Here is a 24,659-nt window from a genome sequence, read left to right as displayed (position 1 = left end):
CCGGGGCGGTGTTCGCGTTGTCCCGGGTATCGCTGCGCTCACCCGGGCTACGTAGCGTCAAATCTTCCGTCCCGCCCGTTCCCAATAGGGATCGCGCAGGCGGCGCTTGAAGATCTTGCCGGAATCTTCACGCGGCAGGCCGCTGCGGATCTCGATGTGTTTTGGAACTTTGTAATCGGCGAGCGACGTCTTCAATCTCGCACGAACGTCGGCGGCGTCGAGCGTGACGCCGGCTTGCGGCTCCACCACGGCCATCAGCGCCTCGCCGAACTCGGCATCGGGGATGCCGAACACCGCGCAATCGTGCACGCCCGGCACGGCATGCAGGACGGACTCTATTTCGGCCGGGTAGATGTTGACGCCGCCCGAGATCACCATGTCGCGCTTGCGGTCGCAGATGAAGACGTAGCCGTCCTCGTCGATGTAGCCGACGTCACCCGAGGTGATGAAACCGTCGCGGTCGATCTCGGCGCGTTTCTCCGGCTTGTTGTGGTAGGTGAAGTCGGCCATTGCAGGCATGCGGGAATAGATCTCGCCGATCTCGCCGGCCGGTAGCACGCGGCCGTCCTCGCCGAGGAAGCGCAGCTCCGCACCGGGCGAAATTTTGCCGACGGTGCCGGGCTTCTTCAGCGCGTCCTCCGAGGTGGCGAAGGTGACCGCGCTGGATTCGGTCGAGCCGTAGAATTCGTAGATCACCGGCCCCCACCATTCGATCATGGCGCGCTTGACGTCGGCCGGGCACGGCGCGGCGGCGTGGATGACGTGGCGCAGCGAGGAGACGTCGTACGTCTTGCGCACCGCCTCCGGCAGCTTCATCAGGCGGATGAACATGGTCGGCACCATGAAGATGGTGTCGACCTTGTAGCTCTCGATCAGCTCCAGGAACTCCTCGGCTTCGAAGCGCGGCATCAGCACCAGCGCGCCACCGAGCTTGCCGGCGCGAATACCGAACGAGTTCGGTGCGGAATGATACAGCGGTCCCGGCAGGATCGCGCGGGCGCCGGGCTTGAGACCATAGATCATCGCACGCATGCGCTCGCCGGCCGCCTGCTGCTCCGGCGTCGGCGCGTTGCGGCGGACGCCCTTGGGATGGCCCGTGGTGCCCGAGGTGTAGATCATGTTCATCGGCTGCGGCACGACCGGCCCGTCATAGGGCTGGAATTGCGCGAGCCAGGATTCGAAATCGATGGCGAAGTCCGGCGTCGTCAGATGATCGGGATCGATCCTGTAATTGGACAGGATCTCCGGCGGCGTCGGCACGCTGAGCACGGTGACGCCTGCCGGAATCGCGTCGCGCAGGGCGTGCAGCATGTCGGCATGTCCGATCAGCACGGACGTGCCGGTGTCTCCAAGGATGTAGTTGATCTCCTCCGGCTTGAAGTGCCAGTTGATCGGCACGCCATAGGCCCCGAGCCGCATCGCGGCATAGGCGGCCTCGAGGAAGGCGATGTCGTTGCGCATCAATATGCAGACGCAATCGCCCTGGCGGACGCCGATCCTGGCGAGGCCGGACGCGATGCGGTCGGCGCGGGTTGCGACCTCGGTGTGGGAGCGGCGGCGATCGCCGGAGACGATGCCGAGGAAGCTGGACGTTTCGCTCATTGTTATTTTTCTTTGTTGTTTGGCGACGGTCTTAGCTAGTCGTCATCACCGGGCTTGTCCCGGTGATCCACGTTCTTGCTTCGTCGCCTCGACCAAGAACGTGGATGGCCGGGACAAGCCCGGCCATGACGGAGAGACAATCAATCCGCATAGTTCGCTGCGCGCTTCTCCAGATTGGAGCGCACCGCCTCGGTCTGGTTCGCGCTGCCGATCAGCTTCTGCTGCTCGACGGACTCAGCCAGCAGCGCCGGACCCGGATCGACCGAGAGATTGTTCAGCAGCCGCTTGGCGGCACGGATCGCATCGGGGCTCTTGCCGGCGATCTCGCGCGCGACCTCGAGCGCGCTCGCACGCGGATCGTCGCAGATGCGCGTGGCAAGGCCGTAAGACATCGCCTCCTGCGCGGAGAAGATGCGTCCGGTGTAGGTGAGATCGCGCAGGATGTCGTCGCGCACCAGCGAAGCCAGGATCGGCGTGCCCGCCATGTCGGGCACGAGGCCCCATTTGATCTCCATGATCGACATCCGCGCATCGGGCGTGAGGAAGCGCATGTCAGCACCGAGTGCGAGCTGGAAGCCGCCGCCGAACGCAACGCCCTGGATCGCGGCGATCACCGGAACCGGAAGCTGGCGCCAGCCCCACACCGCCTGTTGCGGGAAGTTCGCCTGTCCGTGCGTCCGCTTGGTGAGATCGCGATTTTCGCCACCCGGAATTCCATTGCCGCCCTTTTCCTTCATGGCGGCAAAACGTCCCATGTCGAGCCCGGCGCAGAAGGCACGGCCATCGCCGGAGAGCACGACCGCGCGCACGCTCTTGTCCTTCGAAAGCCGGTCGGTCGCGGCGACAAGGGCCTCGAACATCGCCTGATCCAGCGCGTTCATCTTGTCGGCGCGCACCAGGCGCACATCGGCCACGCCTTCCGAGATCGAGATCGAGACGCGATCTTCCATGGACGAATTCTCCCCTGTTCGTGACCGGTTGCGACTTTACAGGACGCCGCCAGCCGGTTTTAGTCAATCGACCAATTAACTGACAATCCGTACGGGAGAAACAGCCATGTTCAAGGAAAATCTTCTGGCCGGGCGGCGCATTCTCGTAACCGGCGGCGGCACGGGTCTCGGCAAGTCGATGGCGGCGCGCTTCCTCCAGCTCGGCGCCGAAGTGCATATCTGCGGCCGGCGCAAGATCGTGTGCGACGAGACCGCGACCGAGCTGATGGCCGAGTACGGCGGCCGCGTCACCAGCCACGGCGTCGACATCCGCAACGCGCTCGCGGTCGAGGAGATGGTCGAGACCATCTTTCGCGACGGCGGGCTCACCGACCTCATCAACAACGCCGCCGGCAATTTCATCTCGCGCACCGAGGAGCTGTCGCCGCGCGGCTTCGACGCGGTCGCCAACATCGTCATGCACGGCACGTTCTACGTGACGCAGGCCGTCGGCAAGCGCTGGATCGCGGACAAGCAACCGGGCAACGTCGTCTCCATCACCGTGACCTGGGTGCGCAACGGCTCGCCTTACGTGGTGCCCTCGGCGATGAGCAAGTCGGCGATCCACGCCATGACGATGTCGCTCGCGACCGAATGGGGCCGCTATGGCATCCGCCTCAACACCATCGCGCCGGGCGAAATCCCGACCGAGGGCATGAGCAAGCGCATCAAGCCGGGCGACGAGGCCGGCGCGCGCACCAAGGCGATGAACCCGATGGGCCGCGTCGGTTCCATGGAGGAGTTGCAGAACCTCGCGGTGTTCCTGATCTCCGGCGGCTGCGACTGGATCAACGGCGAGACCATCGCCATGGACGGCGCCCAGGCGCTCGCCATGGGCGGCAATTTCTACCAGCTCCGCGACTGGAGCGACGACGACTGGAAGACCGCGCGCGAGAGCATCATGGCGCAGAACGAGAAGGATCGCGCGAAGCGGGGATAGCGCGCCCTCCCCCGTATTGTCTTTGGCCGCGGATGACGCCACACTCCCAAGCATAAAAACAAAACGCCCACGGGAGAAACATGTCCACACAGCCATTGGCAACTCTCGCCGACATGGTGCGCGAGCGCGCCGGGAGCCGCGGCGATGCCATCGCCTATGAATTCGAAGGCCGTGCCACCAGCTTTGCCGAATTCGACGTCAAGACGAACAAGGTCGCGAACGCCCTGATTGCGATGGGCGTCAGACACGGCGACCGCATCGCCTATCTCGGCAAGAACAGCGATCTCTATTTCGAGCTGCTGATGGGCGCGATGAAGGCCGGCGTGGTGATGGCACCGGTGAACTGGCGGCTCGCCGGGCCCGAGGTCGCCTTCATCGTTACGGATTGCAAGGCGCCCGTGCTGTTCGTCGGGCCGGAGTTCGTCACCCAGGTCCGCCAGATCAAGGATCAGCTGCCGGGCGTACGCACCGTCATCACCACCGAAGGCGGCGCGCCGGAATGGCAGGATTTGGCGGCCTGGCGCGATGCGCGGAGCAGCGACGATCCCAGGGTGCCGATCGACACAAGCGACATCGCGATCCAGCTCTACACGTCGGGCACCACCGGCAAGCCGAAGGGTGCGATGTTGAGCCACGCGAACTTCCTCAACCTGGTGCAGACAGGCAATGCCGAGGACAAGCCGGAGTGGAACCGGTGGTCGACCGACGACGTGTCGCTGGTGGCGATGCCGATCTTCCATATCGGCGGCTCCGGCTGGGGCGTGATGGGGCTCTACCACGGCGCCCGCGGCGTGATCGCGCGCGAGTTCGACCCGACCAAGGTGCTGGATTTCTTCGAGCAATCGGGCATCACGAAACTGTTCATGGTGCCGGCGGCGATGCAGTTCGTGGTGCGGCAGCCGCGCGCCAGGACCGTGGACTTTTCACGATTGAAATACATGCTGTACGGCGCTTCGCCGATACCGGCGGCGCTGCTGAAGGAGTGCATCGAGGTCTTCAAATGCGGCTTCGTGCAGATGTACGGCATGACCGAGACCACCGGCACGATCGTCGCGCTGCCGCCGGAGGATCACGTCGAGGGGCTGGAGCGGATGCGCTCGGCGGGCAAGGCGCTGCCCGGCATTGAGCTGGCAATCCTGGATGTGGACGGCAAGCCGCTGCCGCCGCGCGAGGTCGGCGAGATCGCCACGCGCTCGGGCTCCAACATGGCGGGCTATTGGAACCTGCCGGAGGCGACCGCCGCGACGCTGCGCAGTGACGGCTGGCTGCGCACCGGCGATGCCGGCTACATGGACGAGGACGGCTATCTCTACATCCACGACCGCATCAAGGACATGATCATCTCCGGCGGCGAGAACATCTATCCCGCCGAGGTCGAGAGCGCGCTGTGCGATCATCCCGACGTTGCCGAGGCCGCCGTGATCGGCGTGCCCGACGACAAATGGGGCGAGGCCGTGAAGGCGGTCGTGGTGATGAAGCCGGGCAAGCAGGCGACGGAAACCGACATCATCAGCTTCACCCGGACGCGCATCGCCGGCTTCAAGACTCCGAAGAGCGTGGAGTTTCTGCCGGCGCTGCCGCGGAATCCGTCGGGCAAGATTTTGCGGCGGCAGTTGCGGGAGCCGTATTGGGCGGGGAAAGACCGGCGGGTGAATTGATCGCGTAGGGTGGGTTAGCCGTAGGCGTAACCCACCGCTTTGCTATCCACGCGGGTGAAGGTTGGTGGGTTACGCCCTGCGATCGCGCTTCGCGCAATCGCAGCGCTAACCCACCCTACGACAACGGTGCAAGCCGTCAGTGCTTCCCCGGCCCCATATACCCGAACAAAAATCCCGCCACCTTGCGCATCTGGATCTCTTCGCTGCCCTCCGTGATGCGATAGCGGCGGTGATGGCGGTAGATATGCTCGAACGGCTTGTGGCGTGAATAGCCCATGCCGCCATGGACCTGCATGGCGCGGTCGGCGGATTCGCAGCAGAGTCGGTTTGCCCAGTAATTGCACATCGAGACGCGGTCGGAGAGCGTGCGCTCGACCTGTTCCTCGGTGAGCTGGTCCATCTCCCAGGCGGTCTTGCGGATCAGAAGGCGCAGCATCTCGGCCTGCGTGGCGAGCTCGACCAGCGGGAACTGGATCGCCTGATTCTCGGCGAGCGCCCGGCCGAACGGCTTCCGCGCACGCGCATATTTCACGCTTTCGTTGATGCAGTAGACGGCGGCGCCGAGCGAGCTCGCGGCCTGCCTGATGCGGTTCTGATGGACAAAACATTGCGCCAGCGACAGGCCGCGGCCGACCTCGCCGAACAGCGCATCTTCCGGGACGAACACATCCGTAAAACTGACGCGCGGATGGTCGGTCGGCATGTTGAAGGTCCACATGTACTCCTCGACCTTGACGCCGTGGCTCTTGGCCGGCACCAGGAAGCAGGTAATGCCGCGCGCATCGCCGTCATTGCCGCTGGTGCGCGCGAACAGCGCGCAATGCGTGGCGACGTGCATGCCTGTCGTCCACATCTTCTCGCCGTTGATGATCCAGCCCTTGACGTTGTCGCGGGTGGCCGGCACCGCGCGCGTCTCCATGTGGGTGGCATCCGAGCCGTGATTGGGCTCGGTCAAGCCGAACGTGATGCGGTACTTGCCCTTGATCGAGCCGTCGATCATCGCCTTCTGGTCGTCGCGGCCGTAACGGTCGAGCATGGTGACAACGGGAAAGTTGCCGACGATGGAGTGCTCGTTCTGGAGGTCGTTGTGCAGGCCGAGGCCCTTCGCGGCAAAATGCTCTCGGATCACGGCCATCCAGAGGTTGGAGCCGTCCTTGCCGCCATATTGCTTCGGCACGGGAAAGCGCAGATGACCGGCGGCATCCGCCAGGTCCTTGGCCTTGCGCAGCAGCTGCTCCCATTCATGCCGCGGCAGGCCGCCGTTCTCGAAATCGGTGCGCGCCCATTCGCGGCGATGATCGAAGAAGCGGATGTTGTCGTCGACCTGTTCCAGCGGCTTGATCGCGCGTTCGATGAAACGGTCGAGCTCTCCGAGATAGGCGACGAGATCGGCAGGCAGTGAGAAATCCACAGGTTCTCTCCCGGATTGATTTTGTCGTTTTGCGTTAAGGCGCTAGGCGCGTTTCCGCTTCGTGCGATTAAGCTGAGAAGAGCGCGCGCAAGTCAAGCGAAGCGAGACGTGTGGCACACGCAAGGCCCGTCGGCGCAATTCGATAGTGCGCAGGCATTGGCGCGCGGTAGTATGACGTCAATATTCCTTCACGAGAAAATGCGGGAGCGTGCGATGGAGCTGAAATTTTCCAAGGTGGAACGCAAGGGGCCGATCACGATCGTGACGCTGTCGCGGCCCGAGGTCTACAACGCGCTGCACACCGATGCGCATTTCGAGCTGCAGAAAGTGTTCGACGATTTCTCGGCGGATGCCGAGCAATGGGTTGCAATCGTCACCGGTGCCGGCGACAAGGCGTTCTGCGCCGGCAACGATCTGAAGTGGCAGGCGGCGGGCGGAAAGCGCGGCTGGGACAAGGGCGGCTTTGCCGGCCTCACCTCGCGGTTCGACTGCGACAAGCCGATCATCGCCGCTGTGAACGGCGTCGCCATGGGCGGCGGCTTTGAGATCGCGCTTGCCTGTGATCTCATCATCGCCTCGGAGAATGCGACCTTCGCCCTGCCCGAGCCGCGCGTCGGCCTTGCCGCCCTCGCCGGCGGCCTGCACCGGCTGCCGCGGCAGATCGGCCTGAAGCGCGCCATGGGCATGATCCTCACGGCGCGCCACGTCAGCGCCAAGGAAGGTCTCGATCTCGGCTTCGTCAACGAGGTGGTGCCGCAGGGCGAGGCGCTCGCGGGCGCGCTGCGATGGGCGGAGATGATCACCAAGAACTCGCCGATGTCGATCCGGGCCTCGAAGCAGGCGATCCAGAAGGGGCTTGGCGTCTCGCTGGAGCAGGCGATCGCGGAGCAGCGGGACTATCCGGCGGTGCAGGCGATGGTGGCGTCGCAGGATTACATCGAAGGTCCGAAGGCGTTCTCGGAGAAGCGGCCGCCGAAATGGGTGGGGAAGTAGGCCAGGCTGTCATTCCGGGGCGCGCCCTCTTGGGCGCGAGCTACGATGCGCAATTGCGCATCTGAGAATCCATTAATCAACGCGACCTGCCGCGCGATGGATTCCGGGCTCGTCGCTCCGCGACGCCCCGGAATGACAGCGGAGAATTTGGCTGCACCTTTCAGCCTCGCCCCAGTTCCCTCTTGTATGATGCATAATTCGGCTGATCGACTGCGAGTTTGTCCATCGTTGTCGCCCACAGATGCTCGGCAAGGCCGGGCGTTGCGAGGTCGACTTCGCCCTTCGCTATTCGCTCGGCGAGCGCGCGGTTGAGCTCGGTGACCGAGCCGTCGATGCCGAGCAGCGCGCGCAGACGCGCCACTTCCGCAGCATCGCTCCCCTCCTCCCGCGTCAGCTGCCGCGTGACGAGGTCGAGGATGTTGATGGCGACGCGCAGCTTGAAGGCCTGGTGGCCGGAGATCAACGGCACGATGTCGTTGCGCAAGAAATCGGCGACTGATTTGGTCAGCTCGATCGGGGTCGGCTCGTCCTGCATGTGTCAGCTCCCGCGCGGCGCCAGCAGGCGCAACAGGTCGATTTCGGTTTCGCTGGCGCGGCGGCCGATCATGGCGCGTTCCATGGAATGGTCGGGCCCCTCGCGAAACCGCTGCATCATGCCGCCGCACATGATGCCCCAGCGCAGCGTGCCCATCACTTCCCAGAACTTCACGCGCGCGGGATCGACCTTGCGGCCCGCGGCCTCATAACCCGCGAACAGGTCTTCGCGTGTGCCAAAACCGCCGACGGGCCTGTCGATCTCGCCGAAGCGCCAGGAATTGACGCAGACCCAGCCGAGATCCTCCATGGGATCGCCGAGATGGGCAAGCTCCCAGTCCAGCACAGCGCGAACGCCGTCGGCGCCGATGATGAGATTGCCGTTGCGGAAATCGCCGTGCACCAGCGTGGTCTCGGTTGACGGGCCGGGATCGTGGTCGCGCAGCCAGCGCAGCGCCAGCTCGAACACGGGCTTGGGCCAGTTCAGGCTGCGATAGTCGCGCTCGAACTCGGCAATCTCCTGCGTCGCACCCCGGCTGCGCAGCTCGGGCAGCTTGTCCTTAGGCAGTCGATGCAGGCCGGCGAGAATGCCGCCGATCTGCCGCGCGAGATGCGGTCGCGCGGCGGCATACTCGTCATCGCGAAGGATCTTGCGCGCGATGGTCTCGCCCTCGATCCTTTGCATGATGAAGCCGGTGCCGAGATCGTCCTCGGGCACCAGCACATGCATCACGCGCGGCGACGGCACGCCGGCCTCGAAGGCGAGCTGCATCAGCTGCGCTTCGGCCGCAAGGCCCGCCGCGCGCGTGGGCGCCGCGCCATACCCCTTCGGCGAGCGGCGCAGGATCGCGCCGATCTCACCATCGGGATGCGTAATGTCGAAGCGCCAGGTTTCCTGGCTGGCGCCGCCCGACAGCTTGGCCGCGCCGGTGACGCCGGTCGCGCCCTTGCACCAGCGCCGGACGCTGCGTGAAAGTTCGGCCTCGATCATTTGCCTTTGAACTGCGCGGGCCGCTTCTCCAGGAACGCGCCGACGCCCTCTCGGAAATCCTGGGTGTCGCCGGCGCGGAGCTGGCACTGGAATTCCAGGTTGAGCTGATCCTCGAAGGAATTCTCCGGGCTGTCCCAATAGAGCTTGCGGATCAGCGACAGCGCCACCGTCGGGCCGCTGGCGAGATCGCGCGCGAGCTTCATCGCTTCCTCCATCAGCGCGCCGTCGTCATAGACGCGGTTGACGAGACCCCATTCCAGCGCCTTCTCAGCCGGCAGCCGCTCGCCCATCAGCGACAGTTCGATCGAACGGGCGCGGCCGACGAGGCGCGGCAACAGCCAGGTCGAGCCGCAATCCGGAACGAGACCGATGCGGCGGAAAGCCTGCAGGAAATAGGAGGACCGCGCGCACAGGATCATGTCGCCGAGCAGCGCGAAGCTCATGCCAGCGCCTGCGGCCGGGCCGTTGACGGCGGTGACGATCGGGCAGTGCAGATTGCGGATGCGGCGCAGGAAGGGATGAAATCCGGTCTCGAGCGTCATGCCGGCCTTGGTCTTCTTCGACTGGTTGTTACGGCCTTGCAGGTTGGCACCGGTGCAGAAGGCGCGACCCGCGCCGGTCAGCACGACGCAGCGCACCTCGTCCTTCTTCTCCTCGATCGCATCGAGTGCTTCGGAAAGGCCGCCCAGCATGTCCACGGAGACCGCATTCATCACCTCCTGATGGTCGAGCTTGAGGATCGCGACCGCGCCATCGAAATCGAGCGTGACGTGTTTGAACTGCATGGTTTCCTCGTGCGTTGCGGCCCGCGTCAGTTTCGCAGACCGGAATTCCTTTTGCCGGGGCGCATATTTGATTTTTGGCGCGGTCTTGTCCATGGTGATCAGAGCATAGCAAGCAATCTTGCGCGCAGCGGCTGATGCGCCGCAGACGTAAAGACAGGAAACGCGCCATGAACCTTTTCGACCTCTCCGGCCGCGTGGCCGTGATCACTGGCGGCAATGGCGGGATCGGCCTCGGCATCGCGCAGGCGCTCGCCGCCCAGGGCTGCAATGTCTCGATCTGGGGCCGCAATGCGGACAAGAACAAGGCGGCTGCCGCAAGCATGGCTGGCCTGTCGGGCAAGGTCGATGCCCGCGTCTGCGACGTCACCGATCCGGCTTCGGTCAATACCGCGATGAAGGCGACGCTCGACACCTTCGGCCGGGTCGATGGCTGCTTCGCCAATGCCGGCATCGGCGGCGGCGGCCGCAGGTCCTTCATCGAGCGCACCGAGGAGGAATGGCGCACGATGTTCGCGACCAATCTCGACGGCGTGTTCCACGCGTTCCAGGCCGCGGCCAAGCACATGACCGAGCGCGCCAATGCCGGAGATCCCTTCGGCCGGCTGGTCGCGACCTCGAGCCTGGCGTCGATCTTCGGCACCGCCCGCAACGAGCATTATGCGGCGACCAAGGCCGCGATCAACGCGCTGGTCCGCGCGCTCGGCGTCGAGCTGGCGCGCCACGGCGTCACCGCGAATGCGATCCTGCCCGGCTGGATCAAGAGCGACATGACGTCGGGCCTGATGGCCAACGAAAAATTCGTCGCCAACGTGATGCCGCGGATACCGATGCGGCGCTTCGGCGAGGCGTCCGATTTCGGCGGCATCGCCGTGTATCTGATGAGCAAGGCGTCGTCGTATCACACCGCCGATACGTTCGTGATCGACGGCGGCTATACCGCGTTCTGAGGCTTCGTAGGGTGGGCAAAGGCGCGCTTGCGCCGTGCCCACCTTGAGCACTTTTCGAATGTCGTGGTGGGCACGCTGCGCTTTGCCCACCCTACGGCTTCTCGTTTTGTCAGCGCAGAAGGGAAATGGGCAAATGTTCTCGCACATCATGATCGGCACCAACGATCTCGACAAGGCCAAGACGTTCTACGACAATCTGCTGAGCACGATCGAGGTTCGTCCGGCCAGGGTCGACGGCCACCGCATCTTCTACATCACCAAGACCGGCGTGTTCTCGGTGTCGAAGCCGATCAACGGCGAGCCGGCGACCTGCGCGAATGGCGGCACCATCGGCTTTGCGTGCAATTCGCCCGAGCAGGTCGATGCGTGGCACGCGGCTGGCCTCGCGGCCGGCGCAAAATCGATCGAGGATCCGCCGGGCGTGCGCCAGGGTCCCGGCGGCAAGCTCTATCTCGCTTATCTGCGCGACCTCGACGGCAACAAGATCTGCGCGATGCATCGGATGGCGAACTGACGTAACCACCGCTGTCATTCCCCGCGAAAGCGGGGAATCCAGTACGCGCGGGCTCTCGGTGCAATCACGACCTTCTCGGAGTACTGGATCGCCCGCCTTCGCGGGCGATGACAGCTGAGAGTGGGCGTGCCGTCAGCGAATCCTCGCACCGTCATTCAAACAACATTTCAAACACCTCGCGATATTCCATCGCGTGGCATGGCTGCGCGTGAAAAATGCGCGCTCGCACTTTGGCCGGGCTGCGACTATTCTCCCGACCAGAACGATCTCAGCGTCCCCGGGAGGAACAATGACAAAACACACCTACATTCCCCGTACCACCAACTACACCCTCAATCCCGGCGACGAGCTGAACGACCTCCGGATGTCGGACCAGGTCCGGCCGCTCTATGACCACGTCAGGAAATTCATCCGCGACACCGTCGAGCCGATGTCGATCGAGTTCGCCAAGGCCGGCGAGGGCAAGGAGGACCGCTGGAGCTTCACCCCGAAGCAGCTCGAGGTGCTGGAGAAGGCCAAGAACAAGGCCAAGCAGGAAGGCCTCTGGAACTTCTTCCTGCCCGACGACGAGACCGGACAGGGCCTGAAGAACCTCGACTACGCCTATATCGCATCCGAGCTCGGCAAGAGCCCGCTGGCATCCGAGACCATGAACTGCTCGGCCCCTGATACCGGCAACATGGAGGTGCTGGAGCGCGTCGGGACCAAGGAGCAGAAGGAGAAGTGGCTGAAGCCGCTGATGAACGGCGAGATCCGCTCGGCCTATGTCATGACCGAGCCGAACGTCGCCTCCTCCGACGCCAAGAACATCTCGACGACCGCGAAACTGGTCGGCGACGAATGGGTGATCAACGGCGAGAAGTACTACATTTCCGGCGTCGGCGATCCCCGCTGCAAGATCCTCATCGTGATGGTGAAGACCAATCCGGACGCGGCGCCGAGCAAGCAGCAGTCGCAGATCCTGGTGCCGCGCGACACGCCCGGCGTCGAGGTGCTCGGGCCCATGTATGTGTTCGGCCAGGACCACGCCCCGCGCGGCCACATGCACATGCGCTTCAACAATGTCCGCGTGCCCAAGGAGAACATCTTGCTCGGCGAAGGCCGCGGCTTCGAGATCTCCCAGCTCCGCCTGGGCCCGGGCCGCATCCATCACTGCATGCGCACTATCGGCAAGGCCGAGAAGGCGCTCGATTTGATGGTGCAGCGCGGCCTCACCCGCGAGGCCTTCGGCAAGAAGATCGCCCATCTCGGCGGCAACATGCAGATCATCGCGCAGGCGCGCTGCGAGATCGAGGCGATGCGGCTGATGGTGCTGAAGGCGGCCAAGGCGATGGACGTGCTCGGCAACAAGGAGGCCCGCGTCTGGGTTTCCATGGTCAAGGCCATGGTGCCCGAGCGCGCCTGCAAGATCATCGACCAGTCGATCCAGATGCACGGCGCCACCGGCATCTCGCACTGGACCCCGCTCGCCGAGATGTACCAGGACGTGCGCCATTTGCGCTTCGCGGATGGTCCGGACGAGGTGCACTGGATGGTGGTCGGACGCCACGAGCTGAGCATGGCATGAACAACGAGATGCCGTAGGGTGGGCAAAGGCGCGCTCTTCGCGCGCCGTGCCCACCATCGCGGCTTCGCAAGGAATGGTGGGCACGCTTTCGCTTTGCCCACCCTACGAAGCTTTCCTACCCAAGGAGCCTTCATGGAGTACGCCGCCAGCGACCTGACGCCACGCGAGCGCTACAAGGTGCTGACGTCCTTCATCCTGCCGCGGCCGATCGCGTGGGTAACCTCGATCGGGCCGACCGGCGTGGTCAACGCCGCCCCGTTCAGCTTCTTCAACGCCTTCTGCGAGGATCCGCCGCTCTGCATGTTCGCGGCCAACCGCAAGCCCGATGGCCAGGACAAGGACACGTTTCTCAACATCCAGCGAACCGGCGAGTTCGTGGTCAACATCGCCGACGAGCCGCTGGCGAAAGCGATGCACGAGAGCAGCGGCGATTTTCCGCCCGAGATCGGTGAGCCCGATTATCTCGGCCTCAAGCTTGCTCCCTCCGCGAAGATCGCGGTGCCGCGGCTCGCCGACGCGCCCTGGGCGATGGAGTGCAAGCTCTGGAAACTGATCGACGTCAACGACGATCGCCGGTTGATCATGGGGGAAGGCATCCATTTCCACATCCGCGACGAGCTCTGGGACGACAAGGCCATGCGGGTGCACATGGACCGCTATCACCCGATCGGCCGCATGTTCGCCGATCGCTACTGCCGCACCGATGACCGCGTGGTGTTTCCAGCGGCGGAAGGTGTGAAGACCAAATAGCCGAACCAGGGAGCGAGATGATGCCGGAAGCCTTTCGCGACAACGAGGAACGCGAGCGGTTCGAGTTCGACGTCGACGGCGCGATCGCCTTCGTCACCTATCGCAAGACCGACGGCGCGATCAGGCTGGTGCACACCGAGGTGCCGCCGGAGCTCGGCGGCCGCGGCATCGGCTCGAAGCTCGGCCGCGCCACGCTGGATGCGGTGCGGGCGCAGGGTCGCAAGCTCTCGGTCGAGTGCGATTTCATCCGCAATTTCATGCGCAAGAATCCCGGCTATAACGATCTCCTGACGGATGAGGGGGATGCGCAGGCCGAGCCTGAGGCGAGCTATCGTGCCGGTTGCTTCTGCGGAGCGGTCGAGGTCGAGGTGACCGGCAAGCCGATGTTTGCGGGCTATTGCCATTGCGCCGACTGCCAGGCCTGGTCGGCTGCACCGATCAACGCCTTCAGCCTGTGGAAGTCCGACAGTGTGCGCATCACCAAGGGCGAGGCGGAGCTCGGGACGTTCAACAAGACCGAGCATTCCTACCGAAAGTTCTGCAAACGCTGCGGCGGCCACGTTATGACCGAGCATCCGCGGATGCGACTGATCGACGTCTACGCCAATCTGCTCAGAGGTTATCGGCACCAGCCGACGCTGCATGCGAACTACGCGAGCAAGATGGTGTCGGTCCGTGATGGCTTGCCGAAATATTCCGACCTGCCGGCGGAGCTCGGCGGCTCCGGCGAGATGCTGCCGGATTGAGGCGAAGTTCGCCGCGCCAACTCCTACTCGCCCGCTTGCGACTGGGCTAAGGCATATGACTCGTTGCAGCGGCCTGCGCACACGCCTCGTCCTTCGAGACGGCGCTTACGTGCCTCCTCAGGATGAGGCTCATCAGCGTCGCGCCCGTTGAAACTGCATCCGCGCACTCCTCACCTCATCCTAAGGAGCCCGCCGAAGGCGGGCGTCTCGAAGGATGGCCGCAGAGAAATCAGGTCGCCGGCGCGATCTTGTCCTGCGTCTTCGTGTCGAAATCGCCGGCGTCGTGGCGCTCGTGGAGCTGGCTGGCGGGATCGCCGGAGACGCGGTTGACCATGCGGCCGCGCTTCACGGCGGGGCGCTGCGCGATCTGGTCGGTCCAGCGCTGCACGTTCTTGTAGTCCTGCACCGAGAGGAATTCGCCGGCGCCATACACCAGCCCCTTGGCGAGCGCGCCGTACCAGGGCCACACCGCCATGTCGGCGATCGTGTACTCCTTGCCCGCGAGATATTCGTTGTCGGCAAGGCGCCGGTCGAGCACGTCGAGCTGGCGCTTGACCTCCATCGCGAAACGATCGATGGCGTATTCGATCTTGAACGGCGCGTAGGCGTAGAAATGGCCAAAGCCGCCGCCGAGATAGGGCGCGCTGCCCATCTGCCAGAACAGCCAGGACATCGCCTCGGTACGGGCCTTGATGTCCTTCGGCAGGAAGGCGCCGAACTTCTCGGCGAGGTAAAACAGGATCGAGCCGGATTCGAACACGCGGACCGGCTCGGGCCCGGAACGATCCATCAGCGCAGGAATTTTGGAGTTCGGGTTGATATCGACGAAACCGCTGCCGAACTGGTCGCCATTGCCGATCTTGATCAGCCAGGCATCATATTCGGCGCCCTTGTGGCCGAGCGCCAGAAGCTCCTCCAGCATCACCGTGACCTTCACCCCGTTCGGCGTCGCCAGCGAATAGAGCTGGAAGGGATGCTTGCCGACCGGGAGCTCCTTGTCGTGGGTGGGACCGGCGATCGGACGGTTGATGCTGGCGAACTGCCCGCCATTCTCCTTGTTCCAGGTCCAGACTTTGGGCGGCACGTAGGCGGGGGTGTCGGTCATGGGAGGGGCTCCGGCGGAAAGATGCGCCTGCATTAATTAGCCCTGGGATGGCCGATGACAAGGGCGCCCAGCGCATTGACCGGCGCGACAACGCCACTTTTTCGTCATGGCAGCCCCTCACCCGGGGCGCCGCGACCCGTGGGCAGCGCGCGACGCCTACACACAAGATGCCTTGCCGAATCCGGCATGTCATCGATCGGCCAGCGCCACCTTGCTTCGCCAGCGAAAGTAACGAGAACGCGGAGGCCGCCGGGAGAGAGCCATGAAATCGCCGATCTGCGACATGCTGGGCATAGAGTTCCCGCTGCTGGCTTTCAGCCATTGCCGCGATGTCGTCGCCGCCGTCAGCCGCGCGGGCGGCTTTGGCGTGCTGGGCGCCACCGTGCACACACCCGATACGCTCGAGCGCGAGCTGAAATGGATCGACGACCACGTCGACGGCAAGCCATACGGCATCGACGTGCTCATTCCGGAAAACATCTCGACCTCGGGCGAGAAGGACGTCACCTGGAAGAGCCTGGAAGCGCGCGTGCCGCAGGAGCATCGCACCTATACGCGCGAGCTCCTGAAGAAATACGATATCGAGCTGACGACCACGGAGGTCGCGGCCGATCAGCCGCAGCCGTTCGACGGAAAGACAGCGCTGCAATTGCTCGAGGTCGCCTTCAATCATCCGATCCGCCTGATCGCCAATGCGCTGGGCGTACCGCCGAAGGCCATGATCGAGATGGGCAAGACACACGGTGTGCCCGTGGCCGCCCTCGTCGGCGCCAAGGAGCACGCGCTGCGTCAGGTCGCAGCCGGCATCGACATTCTCGTGGTGCAGGGCACCGAGGCCGGTGGCCATTGCGGCGAGGTCTCGACCATGGTGCTGGTGCCCGAGGTGATCAAGGCGATCAAGCCGATCCGCAACGTGCCGGTGCTGGCGGCCGGTGGCATCATGACGGGGCGGCAGATGGCGGCCTGCATGGCGATGGGCGCGGCCGGCGCCTGGACCGGTTCGGTATGGCTTGCGACGGTGGAAGCCGAGACCAGCGAGATTTTTCGCGAGAAGATGATCGCGGCGTCCTCGCGCGACGCGGTGCGCTCGAAGGGGCGCACCGGCAAGCCGGCCCGGCAGCTTCGCTCGGTCTGGACCGATGCCTGGGACCGCGCAGCCGAAAGCCCGGGCGCTCTGCCGATGCCGCTGCAAAGCATCATCAGCCGCGACGCCTTCAACTCGATCGATCGTGCGGCTGCAACGGGCAACGCCAAGGCGCGCGATCTCGTCAGCTATTTCGTCGGCCAGGGCGTGGGCCTGATCGACAGCGTGAAGTCGGCGGGCGCCGTTGTGCAGGAGTTCAAGGAAGAGTTCGCCGAAGCCGTCGAGCACATGAATGCGCTGGTGGCGGATTAGGTGTAGACCCTCATGGTGAGGAGGCGCGCAAGCGCCGCCTCGAACCATGAGAGCCCGCGGCCCATCCTTCGAGACGCCTGCTTCGCAGGCTCCTCAGGATGAGGTCGGAGATATCCGAGAGAGCAAAGAAGCAAGAAAAATGACGACCGTTTCCCCTGACCGCATCCCCGTCATCGTCGGCATCGGCGAGATCGTCGACCGTCCGAAAGAGATCACCGAGGGCCTCGAGCCGCTCGATCTGCTCGAACAAGCGCTGCTGCGCGCCGAGCAGGACGCCGGGGCCAGGCTGCTCAGTGAGGTGCAATCGCTCGACATCGTCAACTTCCTGAGCTGGCGCTATCGCGATCCCGAGAAGCTGTTGGCGCAGCGCCTCGGCATCACGCCCGCGCATTCCTATTACGGCCCGGTCGGCGGCGAGAGCCCGATCCGCTACATCCACGAAGCCGCCAAGCGCATTGCGCGCGGCGAATGCACCGTCGCTGCCGTGTGCGGTGCCGAGGCGCAGTCGACCGCGACCAAGGCGGAGCGCGCCGGCGTCACGCTGCCATGGACGCCGTTCGCCCATGACGTCGAGGAGCCCAAGCGCGGCGCGGCGTTCCAGAAGCCGCTGGCGGTGACGTTAGGGGTGTTCCGGCCCGTCACGGTCTATCCGTTCTACGAGGCTGCCTCCTCCGCGCATTGGGGCCAGACGCCGCGGGAGGCGATGGCGGAATCAGGCACCTTGTGGGCGCGTTATTCCGAAGCCGCCGCGCAAAATCCCAATGCCTGGCTGAAGCGGCGCTATGCGCCGGAGGAGATCACGACGCCGACGGCCGACAACCGTCTGATCGCGTGGCCGTACAACAAGCTGATGGTTGCCAATCCTAGCGTCAACATGGGCGGCGCGCTGCTGCTCACGAGCCTTGCCAAGGCACGTGCGGCCGGGATCGCGGAGGACAAATTAGTCTATCCGCTCGGCGGCGCCTCGGCGGAAGAACCGCGCGACTATCTCTTGCGCGACCAGTTCTACGAAAGCCATCCGCAGAACGCCGTGCTCAGAAGCGTGATGGATCTCGCCGGCGGCGACGGCAAGAAGTTTGACGCGATCGAGCTCTACAGCTGCTTCCCCTGCGTGCCCAAGATGGCGCGGCGGACGCTGGGCCTTGGCGCCGACGTGCAGCCGACGGTGACCGGCGGCCTCACCTTCTTCGGCGCCCCGCTCAACACCTACATGACGCATGCGGCCTGTGCGATGGTGCGGCGGGTGCGCGACGGCGCGAAGCTCGGCCTGCTCTACGGCCAGGGCGGCTTCGTCACCAAGCATCACGCGCTGGTCGTCTCGAAGGTGCCGCCGCGCGAGACGATGGCGCAGGAGACGAGTGTGCAAGCAGAGGCCGACCGCAACAAGCGCGCGGTGCCGGAGTTCACCGCGGAGGCTTCGGGCAAGGGCAAGGTCGAGAGTTTTACGGTGCTCTATGGCCGCGGCGGCGAGGTCGAGCATGGCGTGGTGATGCTGCGGACGCAGGACGATCGCCGCACGCTGGCGCGGATTGCGGCAAGCGATAGCGCGACGCTGGCGCATCTGCTCAGCATGGATCGCACGCCGGTGGGTTCGATTGGCGGGATCGCGATGGCCGCGGATGGCGTGCCGGAGTGGCGGGTCGCGTGATCTCGTAGGGTGGGCAAAGCGAAGCGTGCCCACCATCTTCATGTGATCCGGAAAGATTCGTGGGCACGGCGCAAGAGCGCCTTTGCCCACCCTTGTATTAGCGCATCGGTATAGGATTGGCCCCGTTCCGTGAGGAATGGCCCAGCCCGGGTGGCCACCCTGGCTGGGCCGCCGATCGATCGGATCGATGCCCACCGAAGCCTTGAGGGCTGCGTTTCGTAGCAAGATCGCGGTCGGCACTTCATCGGGACCCGCATGGTTGAACGAACTTCAGGTTCGCATAACAAGGGAGGGTCGAGGAAGATGGCCAAGCGTAACACGATCTGTGCCGGGATCGATACCGGCAAACGCAAGCTCGACGTGGCGATCGATGGCAACTCTGAGCAGTTGCGGGTCGACAACACGGCAAGAGGTCACCAGGCGCTGGTGGAGTGGTTGAAGTGCCGCAAGGTAAAGAGGGTCGGGATCGAGGCAAGTGGAGGCTACGAGCAGGCGGTCGTTGCGGAGCTGCGGCGCAAGCGTTTCGTCGTCGTGCTGTTTCAGCCGAAGCAGGTCCGCGCCTATGCCACGTTCCGTCTGCTGCTGGCTAAGAACGACAGGATCGACGCGGCGCTGATCGCGACGTGCACTGCCGCGGTCAAGACGATCCATCCTGCACCGGATCCGCGGTTGCAGCCCTTTGCCGAGCATCTGACCATGATCGATCAGATCACGGAAGACATCGCAAGGCTGAAGAACCGGCTCGAGAGTTGCCGCGACAAGCGGATTCAAGGGGTTTGGAAGGCGCAGATCGCGCTGTTGGCAAAGTCCAAACGAGCCGAGTTCAAGGCGCTGCTGGCGGCGATCCGCAAGCATCCTGATCTCGCCGCACGGCTCGATCTGATCTACAGCGTCGCCGGCTGCGGTCTGCCGACCGCGGCTGCCGTCCTGATCAGGATGCCCGAGATCGGCAACATCACACGCGAACGGGCCTCAGCTCTCAGTGGACTGGCGCCTTACGACGACGATAGCGGCGAACGATCCGGTGCCCGTCACATCAAAGGTGGCCGTGAGCGGCTGCGTTGGGCGCTCTACAACGCGGCTCTTCCGGCATCCTCCCGATGGAACCCGCAGATGAAGGCTCTCTATACAAGGCTGATCGCCGCCGGAAAATCTCATAAATGCGCGCTGGTCGCTTGCGCCAGAAAGTTGCTCGTCACGATCAACGCCGTGGTCGCCCGCGGAACTCCGTGGATCGCCGAAGCGCCTCAAACTGCCAAGCTGCCCGCCACCTGATCGCGTTTCTTTGTTCGATCAGGCGGCCGTTTCTTCGTCCCGACCTTCCGCCTGGACGACGCCGTGCGCCGCGGCCGTCAAGGTTGGCCGTCGCGAACGCCCCGCGTCAAACTCGCTGCCGCCAGGCCACACCTTGACGGCTGCAAGCCCGGCGTCATGCTTGCGGAAAATCGGGAGAACCTTAATGGTTGCTACGAGACCGGCGTCGTGGCGAGAGATTGCCTCACCCCTTCGGCGGCTGCTTCTCCGATGCGGTCGCTGGCTTGGCCTTGGCGCCGACCACGCGCACCGCATCGCCGTCCGACAGACCGTCCGGCGGTGCGGTGATGACGCGATCGTCCGCTGCGATCCCCGAGGCCAGCTCGATCTCGCGGCCGAGGTCGCGGGCAATCGTCACCGGCTTGAACAGCACCTTGTCATCGGCGCCGACGGTCGCGACACGCAGGCCGTTGCTGTTGAAGATCAAGGCGCTGGCGGGAATGCTGAGCGGGGCGGAATCGCGCTGCAAGTTGAGCTTCACGCTGGCATAGCCGCCGGGCATCAGCTCGCCTGAGGAATTGTCGAGCCCGAGCTGCATGCGCGTGGTGCCCGAGGCGACGTCGACGGCCTGCGAGGAGGCCTCCACCGTCGCCTGGAAGGTCCGGTTCGGATATTCCGGCATCACGAGGGTGGCCTTGGCGCCGATCTTGATCGCCGGCACGTAATTCTGGGGCACGTTGACATAGACGCGCAGCTTGGTGATGTCGGAGACCACGAACATCGCAGGTCCCGAGCCGCCGCCGGCATTGATCAGCGCGCCAACATCGGTATCGCGCGCGGTGACGACCCCGTCGAACGGAGCCGTGATCTTCTTGTAGCCGGCAAGCGCTTCCAGCCGCTCGACATTGGCCTGGCCCGAGCGAACCGCCGCGTTCTTGTTGGAGAGATCGGCGGTGCGCTCGTCGATTTCCTGCGCGGAGACGAAGTTGGAGGCGACCAGGGTCTTGCGGCGATTGAGAGTCGCTTCCGACAACCTCGCACTGGCCTGCTGGCTGGCGAGGTCGGCTCTAGCCTGCAGCAGTTGCTGGTCGAGGTCGGGCGCCTCGATCTCGGCGATCACTTGACCGGCCTTCACGCGCGCACCGATATCGGCGCTCCAGCTCTTGAGATAGCCGGGGACGCGGGCAAAGATCGGAGCGCGATAATAGGCTTCCAGCCGGCCCGGCAGATCGAGGGTGGCGTTGAGAGCCTTGGCGCTGGGCTGGGTCACCGCGACGCTGGGAACGGCCTGATCATCAGTCCATTCCTTCAATTTGGAGTCCTGCTCCTCGCGGGCGCGGATGCCGGTGCCGACGACGAGGCCGGCCGCGATCAGCGCCACCACGCCGAAGATGCCCAGTTTCCGGTGCGACACCGGCGAGCGGGGTTCAGTGGGCGACATGCGGGGTCTCCGAGGAGGCGGCGACTTTGGCGCCTTGTTTCTTGTGGACCATGCTGAATACCACGGGAACGAACATCAGCGTGGCAAAGGTTGCAAAGATCAGGCCGCCGATCACGGCGCGGCCGAGTGGCGCATTCTGCTCGCCGCCCTCGCCCAGGCCCAGCGCCATCGGCGCCATGCCGATGATCATGGCGAGCGCGGTCATCAGCACCGGGCGGAACCGGACGAAGCCCGCTTCCAGCGCCGCCGCGACGGGATCGCCGAGCTCCTCGTAGCGCTCGCGCGCGAACGAGATCACCAGCACGCTGTTGGCGGTGGCAACACCCATGCACATGATGGCGCCGGTGAGCGCGGGGACCGACAGCGTGGTCCCGGTCGCGAACAGCATCCAGACGATGCCGGCGAGCGCGGCCGGGAGCGCTGTGATGATCACGAACGGATCGGACCAGGACTGGAAGTTCACCACGATCAGGAAATAGATCAGCACGACAGCGCCAAGCAGGCCGAACAACAGGCCGGTGAAGGCGCTGTTCATGGTCTGCACCTGGCCGAGCAGCACCACGGAGGAACCCTTCGGCACCTCCTTGGCGGTGTCGGCGATCACCTGTCGGATGTCGGCCGCGACTGCGCCGAGATCGCGGCCCGAGGTCGTCGCAAAGATCTGCACCATCGACTGGATGTCGTATTGCGAGACCACAGCGCTCGAACTCGATCGCCTGATGTCGGCGATGCCGCCGAGGATCGGCGACTGCCCATTGCCGGCCGCGGTGATCGGCAGCGTCTGCAGCGCGCTGAGCGAATCCATCTGGTACTGCGGCGTCTGCATCACGATCGAATAGGACACGCCGTTGTCGGGGTTGAGATAATAGGTCGGCGCGACCTGCGATGAGCCGGCGAGATTGACCACGAGGCTGTTGGTGACGTCGCGCTCGGTCAGGCCGACATATTGCGCGCGGGTGCGGTCGACGTCGATGTTGAAGGTCGGAGCGTTCGGCGATTGCTGGATGCGCGCATCGGCAACGCCGGGAATCCGGCGGACCTTGGCCAGCAGATTGTTGGCGTAGACGAAATTCGCACTGAGATTGGCGCCGCGGATCTGAAGGTCGATCGGCGCGGGCGCGCCGAAATTCAGGATCTGGCTGACGATGTCGGCGGGGAGGAAGGCGAAGCTGACGCCGGGGAACAACCGCGGCAGCTGCTCGCGCAGCACCTTCACGTGCTCCTCGGTCGGCTTGTGGCCCTCCTTCAGCTTGATCTGGATGTCGCCGTCCTGCGGGCCGATCACGCCGGTGTTGTTGTAGGTCATGTTGATGCCGGAGATCGGCATGCCGATGTTGTCGGTCATGGTCTCGATCTCGCCGGGAATCAGCTTGCGGACCGCCTTCTGCACGTCGGCGAGTTGATTGGCGGTCTCCTCGACACGGGTTCCGACCTGGGTGCGGACATGCATCAGGATGTTGCCCGCGTCGACGGCGGGAAAGAAGTTGCGTCCCAGGAACGGCACCAGCGCGAAGGATACGCCGACCACGCAGATGAAGCCGATCACGAACACGGCGCGATGCGCCAGCGCCAGCCCGAGGAAGCCATGGTAGCCGCCGCGGACGCGCTCGAACCGCGCCTCGAAACCGCGCTGGAACCAGACCAGCGGATTGCGCGATTTCGGTGGCCCGCCTTCGTGATGGACATGCGCCTGCAGCAGATAGTTCGCCATGGTCGGCACCAGCGTGCGCGACAGGATGAAGGACCAGATCATCGCGAACATCACGGCTTCCGCCATCGGCACGAACAGGAAGCGCGCGACGCCCGAGAGGAAGAACATGGGCACGAACACGATGCAGATGCACAACAGCGACACGAAGGCCGGCGTCACGATCTGGTTGGCGCCGTCGAGGATCGACTGCTCGACCGGCTTGCCTTGCTCCAGATGGTAATTGATGTTCTCGATGGTCACGGTGGCGTCGTCGACGAGGATGCCGACCGCGAGCGCAAGGCCGCCCAGCGTCATAATGTTTAGCGTCTCGCCGATCGCCGACAGCATGATGATGGCGCCCAGCACCGACAGCGGGATCGAGACCGCGATGATGACAGTCGAGCGCCAGCTGCCGAGGAACAACAGGATCATGACACTGGTGAGCAGTGCGGCGATCACGCCCTCGACGGCGACGCCCTGGATCGCGCCGCGGACGAACACCGACTGGTCACCGATGAAGCCGATCTTGAGCGCGTCGGGGAGCTGGTCCTTGACGTCGATGACCTTCTGCTTGATGCCGGCGATGATGTCGAGGGTCGAGGTCGCGCCCGCCTTCAGCACCATCATCAGCACCGAGCGGTTGCCGTCGACATGGACGATGTTGGTCTGCGGCGGATTGCCGTCGCGCACGGTCGCAACGTCGCGCACGTAGACCATGGCGCCGTTGACGGTCTTGATCGGGAGGTTGCCGAGCTCTTCGATCCTGAGCGGCGAGTTGTTGAGCTGGATGTTGTACTCGAACTGGCCGATCTTCTGGGTGCCGACCGGCGTGATCAGGTTTTGCGCGGCGAGCGCGTTGGCGACGTCCTGGCCGGACAGGCCGCGGGCCTGGAGCGCGGTGGGATCGAGGTCGATCTGGACCTGGCGCAGCTTGCCACCGAAGGGGTATGGGATCGCCGCGCCGGGCACGGTGACCAGCGGCGTACGCAGATTGTTGATGCCGATATCGGCAAGGTTCTGCTCGGTCAGGCCATCGCCCGACAGCGCCACCTGGATGATCGGCACGGTGGAGGCCGAATAGTTCAGGATCAAGGGCGGCGTCGCGCCGGGCGGCATCTGCTTGATCAGCGTCTGCGAGATCGCGGTGACCTGCGCGTTGGCGGTGCGGATATCGACGTTGGGCTGGAAGAAGATCTTGATGATGCCAAAACCGTTGTAGGAATTGGCCGTGATGTGCTCGATGTCATTGACCGTCGTCGTCAGCGCGCGCTGGAACGGCGTGGTGATGCGGCCGGACATCTGGTCCGGCGGCAGGCCAGTGTACTGCCAGACCACGCCGATCACGGGGATGCGGATGTCCGGGAAGATGTCGGTCGGGGTCCGCAGCGCCGCAAGCGGTCCGATGATCAGCAGCAGGATCGCGAGCACGACAAACGTGTAGGGCCGGCTCAGGGCAATACGAACCAGAGCAATCATTCTTCGGGTAATTCCAGATCCGGGGCAAGGGAACGCGCCCCCCGCGGTTCCCCTCTCTGATTACCCCAACACCGCTCGAATGGCCAACGACGGCGCGTCGCAGGAGGTCAATTCCCTGCTATCGTCCAGCGAATTCGCATTCCAGATATGCAGCCTCTGCCCGAACATTGCAGAAACAGCCGAAAGCGGCGCCCCGAAGGGCGCCGCCTTCGAAATGGCCTT

20 protein-coding genes and 1 pseudogene are annotated in these 24,659 nt (G+C 64.6%); 12 read left to right on the top strand and 9 right to left on the bottom strand.

The window, feature by feature from the left end; genetic code table 11:
- Positions 1–57 precede the first annotated feature (57 nt).
- Positions 58–1,602: an acyl-CoA synthetase gene (locus IVB24_RS15945; protein ID WP_247773640.1), complete on the bottom strand. Its 1,545-nt coding sequence runs from the start codon at positions 1,600–1,602 to the stop codon at positions 58–60.
- A 140-nt stretch (positions 1,603–1,742) separates the two neighbouring features.
- Positions 1,743–2,552, bottom strand: a complete 810-nt coding sequence (locus IVB24_RS15940) for a crotonase/enoyl-CoA hydratase family protein (RefSeq protein ID WP_140477905.1) — start codon at positions 2,550–2,552, stop codon at positions 1,743–1,745.
- Positions 2,553–2,658: 106 nt separating this feature from the next.
- Here IVB24_RS15940 and IVB24_RS15935 point away from each other — a divergent pair, with 106 nt between their 5' ends.
- Both IVB24_RS15935 and IVB24_RS15930 read left to right on the top strand, forming a co-directional pair.
- Complete coding sequence (locus IVB24_RS15935) at positions 2,659–3,531, top strand: SDR family oxidoreductase (protein ID WP_094975278.1); 873 nt, start codon at positions 2,659–2,661, stop codon at positions 3,529–3,531.
- An 80-nt stretch (positions 3,532–3,611) separates the two neighbouring features.
- Complete coding sequence (locus IVB24_RS15930; RefSeq protein ID WP_247773638.1) at positions 3,612–5,189, top strand: fatty acid--CoA ligase; 1,578 nt, start codon at positions 3,612–3,614, stop codon at positions 5,187–5,189.
- 136 nt (positions 5,190–5,325) lie between these two features.
- Here IVB24_RS15930 and IVB24_RS15925 read toward each other — a convergent pair whose 3' ends face one another.
- Positions 5,326–6,600: an acyl-CoA dehydrogenase family protein gene (locus IVB24_RS15925; protein ID WP_247773636.1), complete on the bottom strand. Its 1,275-nt coding sequence runs from the start codon at positions 6,598–6,600 to the stop codon at positions 5,326–5,328.
- A gap of 213 nt (positions 6,601–6,813) precedes the next feature.
- Between IVB24_RS15925 and IVB24_RS15920 the strand changes: the two genes are divergently transcribed.
- Positions 6,814–7,593, top strand: coding sequence for an enoyl-CoA hydratase-related protein (locus IVB24_RS15920; protein WP_247773634.1), 780 nt, complete (start codon positions 6,814–6,816; stop codon positions 7,591–7,593).
- A 160-nt stretch (positions 7,594–7,753) separates the two neighbouring features.
- Here the strand turns inward: IVB24_RS15920 and IVB24_RS15915 are convergent, their stop codons facing one another.
- The 3 genes from IVB24_RS15915 to IVB24_RS15905 are packed head-to-tail and all read right to left on the bottom strand — an operon-like array spanning position 7,754 to position 9,903.
- Positions 7,754–8,128, bottom strand: a complete 375-nt coding sequence (locus IVB24_RS15915; RefSeq protein WP_247773632.1) for a DUF6285 domain-containing protein — start codon at positions 8,126–8,128, stop codon at positions 7,754–7,756.
- 3 nt (positions 8,129–8,131) lie between these two features.
- Positions 8,132–9,118 (bottom strand): phosphotransferase family protein, encoded by a 987-nt coding sequence (locus IVB24_RS15910; RefSeq protein ID WP_166474535.1) that lies wholly within the window; start codon positions 9,116–9,118, stop codon positions 8,132–8,134.
- Complete coding sequence (locus IVB24_RS15905) at positions 9,115–9,903, bottom strand: enoyl-CoA hydratase/isomerase (RefSeq protein ID WP_094975828.1); 789 nt, start codon at positions 9,901–9,903, stop codon at positions 9,115–9,117. Before IVB24_RS15905 ends, IVB24_RS15910 begins: the two co-directional genes overlap by 4 nt.
- A gap of 167 nt (positions 9,904–10,070) precedes the next feature.
- On the opposite strand from IVB24_RS15905, the gene IVB24_RS15900 reads away from it, so the two are divergent.
- The 6 genes and pseudogenes from IVB24_RS15900 to IVB24_RS15875 all read left to right on the top strand — a co-directional run bounded on the left by IVB24_RS15900 (position 10,071) and on the right by IVB24_RS15875 (position 14,427).
- Entirely contained in the window at positions 10,071–10,850 is a 780-nt protein-coding gene (locus tag IVB24_RS15900) for an SDR family oxidoreductase (RefSeq protein WP_094975284.1), read from the top strand.
- 133 nt (positions 10,851–10,983) lie between these two features.
- Entirely contained in the window at positions 10,984–11,364 is a 381-nt protein-coding gene (locus IVB24_RS15895; RefSeq protein WP_094975285.1) for a VOC family protein, read from the top strand.
- Between the two features lie 289 nt (positions 11,365–11,653).
- On the top strand, positions 11,654–12,931 hold the full coding sequence (locus IVB24_RS15890; protein WP_166466469.1) for an acyl-CoA dehydrogenase family protein: 1,278 nt from the start codon (positions 11,654–11,656) through the stop codon (positions 12,929–12,931).
- A gap of 132 nt (positions 12,932–13,063) precedes the next feature.
- Entirely contained in the window at positions 13,064–13,681 is a 618-nt protein-coding gene (locus IVB24_RS15885; RefSeq protein ID WP_140477897.1) for a flavin reductase family protein, read from the top strand.
- 17 nt (positions 13,682–13,698) lie between these two features.
- Positions 13,699–13,908, top strand: a pseudogene (locus IVB24_RS15880) (GNAT family N-acetyltransferase); the annotation flags it as partial.
- 156 nt (positions 13,909–14,064) lie between these two features.
- Complete coding sequence (locus IVB24_RS15875; RefSeq protein WP_244621268.1) at positions 14,065–14,427, top strand: GFA family protein; 363 nt, start codon at positions 14,065–14,067, stop codon at positions 14,425–14,427.
- 229 nt (positions 14,428–14,656) lie between these two features.
- Here IVB24_RS15875 and yghU read toward each other — a convergent pair whose 3' ends face one another.
- On the bottom strand, positions 14,657–15,532 hold the full coding sequence (yghU, locus tag IVB24_RS15870) for a glutathione-dependent disulfide-bond oxidoreductase (RefSeq protein ID WP_166474533.1): 876 nt from the start codon (positions 15,530–15,532) through the stop codon (positions 14,657–14,659).
- Positions 15,533–15,794: 262 nt separating this feature from the next.
- Here yghU and IVB24_RS15865 point away from each other — a divergent pair, with 262 nt between their 5' ends.
- The 3 genes from IVB24_RS15865 (at position 15,795) to IVB24_RS15855 (ending at position 19,851) form a co-directional block, all read left to right on the top strand.
- On the top strand, positions 15,795–16,928 hold the full coding sequence (locus IVB24_RS15865) for a nitronate monooxygenase (RefSeq protein WP_247773630.1): 1,134 nt from the start codon (positions 15,795–15,797) through the stop codon (positions 16,926–16,928).
- Between the two features lie 139 nt (positions 16,929–17,067).
- The gene (locus IVB24_RS15860; protein ID WP_247773628.1) at positions 17,068–18,576 is read left to right on the top strand and encodes an acetyl-CoA acetyltransferase; all 1,509 of its coding nucleotides are present in this window, start codon (positions 17,068–17,070) and stop codon (positions 18,574–18,576) included.
- Between the two features lie 303 nt (positions 18,577–18,879).
- Entirely contained in the window at positions 18,880–19,851 is a 972-nt protein-coding gene (locus IVB24_RS15855) for an IS110 family transposase (protein WP_247768358.1), read from the top strand.
- A gap of 223 nt (positions 19,852–20,074) precedes the next feature.
- Here IVB24_RS15855 and IVB24_RS15850 read toward each other — a convergent pair whose 3' ends face one another.
- Together IVB24_RS15850 and IVB24_RS15845 are read right to left on the bottom strand one after the other, a co-directional pair.
- Positions 20,075–21,271, bottom strand: a complete 1,197-nt coding sequence (locus IVB24_RS15850) for an efflux RND transporter periplasmic adaptor subunit (protein ID WP_094975291.1) — start codon at positions 21,269–21,271, stop codon at positions 20,075–20,077.
- Entirely contained in the window at positions 21,258–24,437 is a 3,180-nt protein-coding gene (locus IVB24_RS15845; RefSeq protein ID WP_166466474.1) for an efflux RND transporter permease subunit, read from the bottom strand. Before IVB24_RS15845 ends, IVB24_RS15850 begins: the two co-directional genes overlap by 14 nt.
- Between the last annotated feature and the right edge of the window lie 222 nt (positions 24,438–24,659).

The organism is Bradyrhizobium sp. 192, assembly GCF_023100965.1.
Lineage (GTDB): Bacteria > Pseudomonadota > Alphaproteobacteria > Rhizobiales > Xanthobacteraceae > Bradyrhizobium > Bradyrhizobium symbiodeficiens.
The sequence above is the reverse complement of the archived record's forward strand: the minus strand, read 5'-3'. Positions and strand labels throughout refer to the sequence as shown.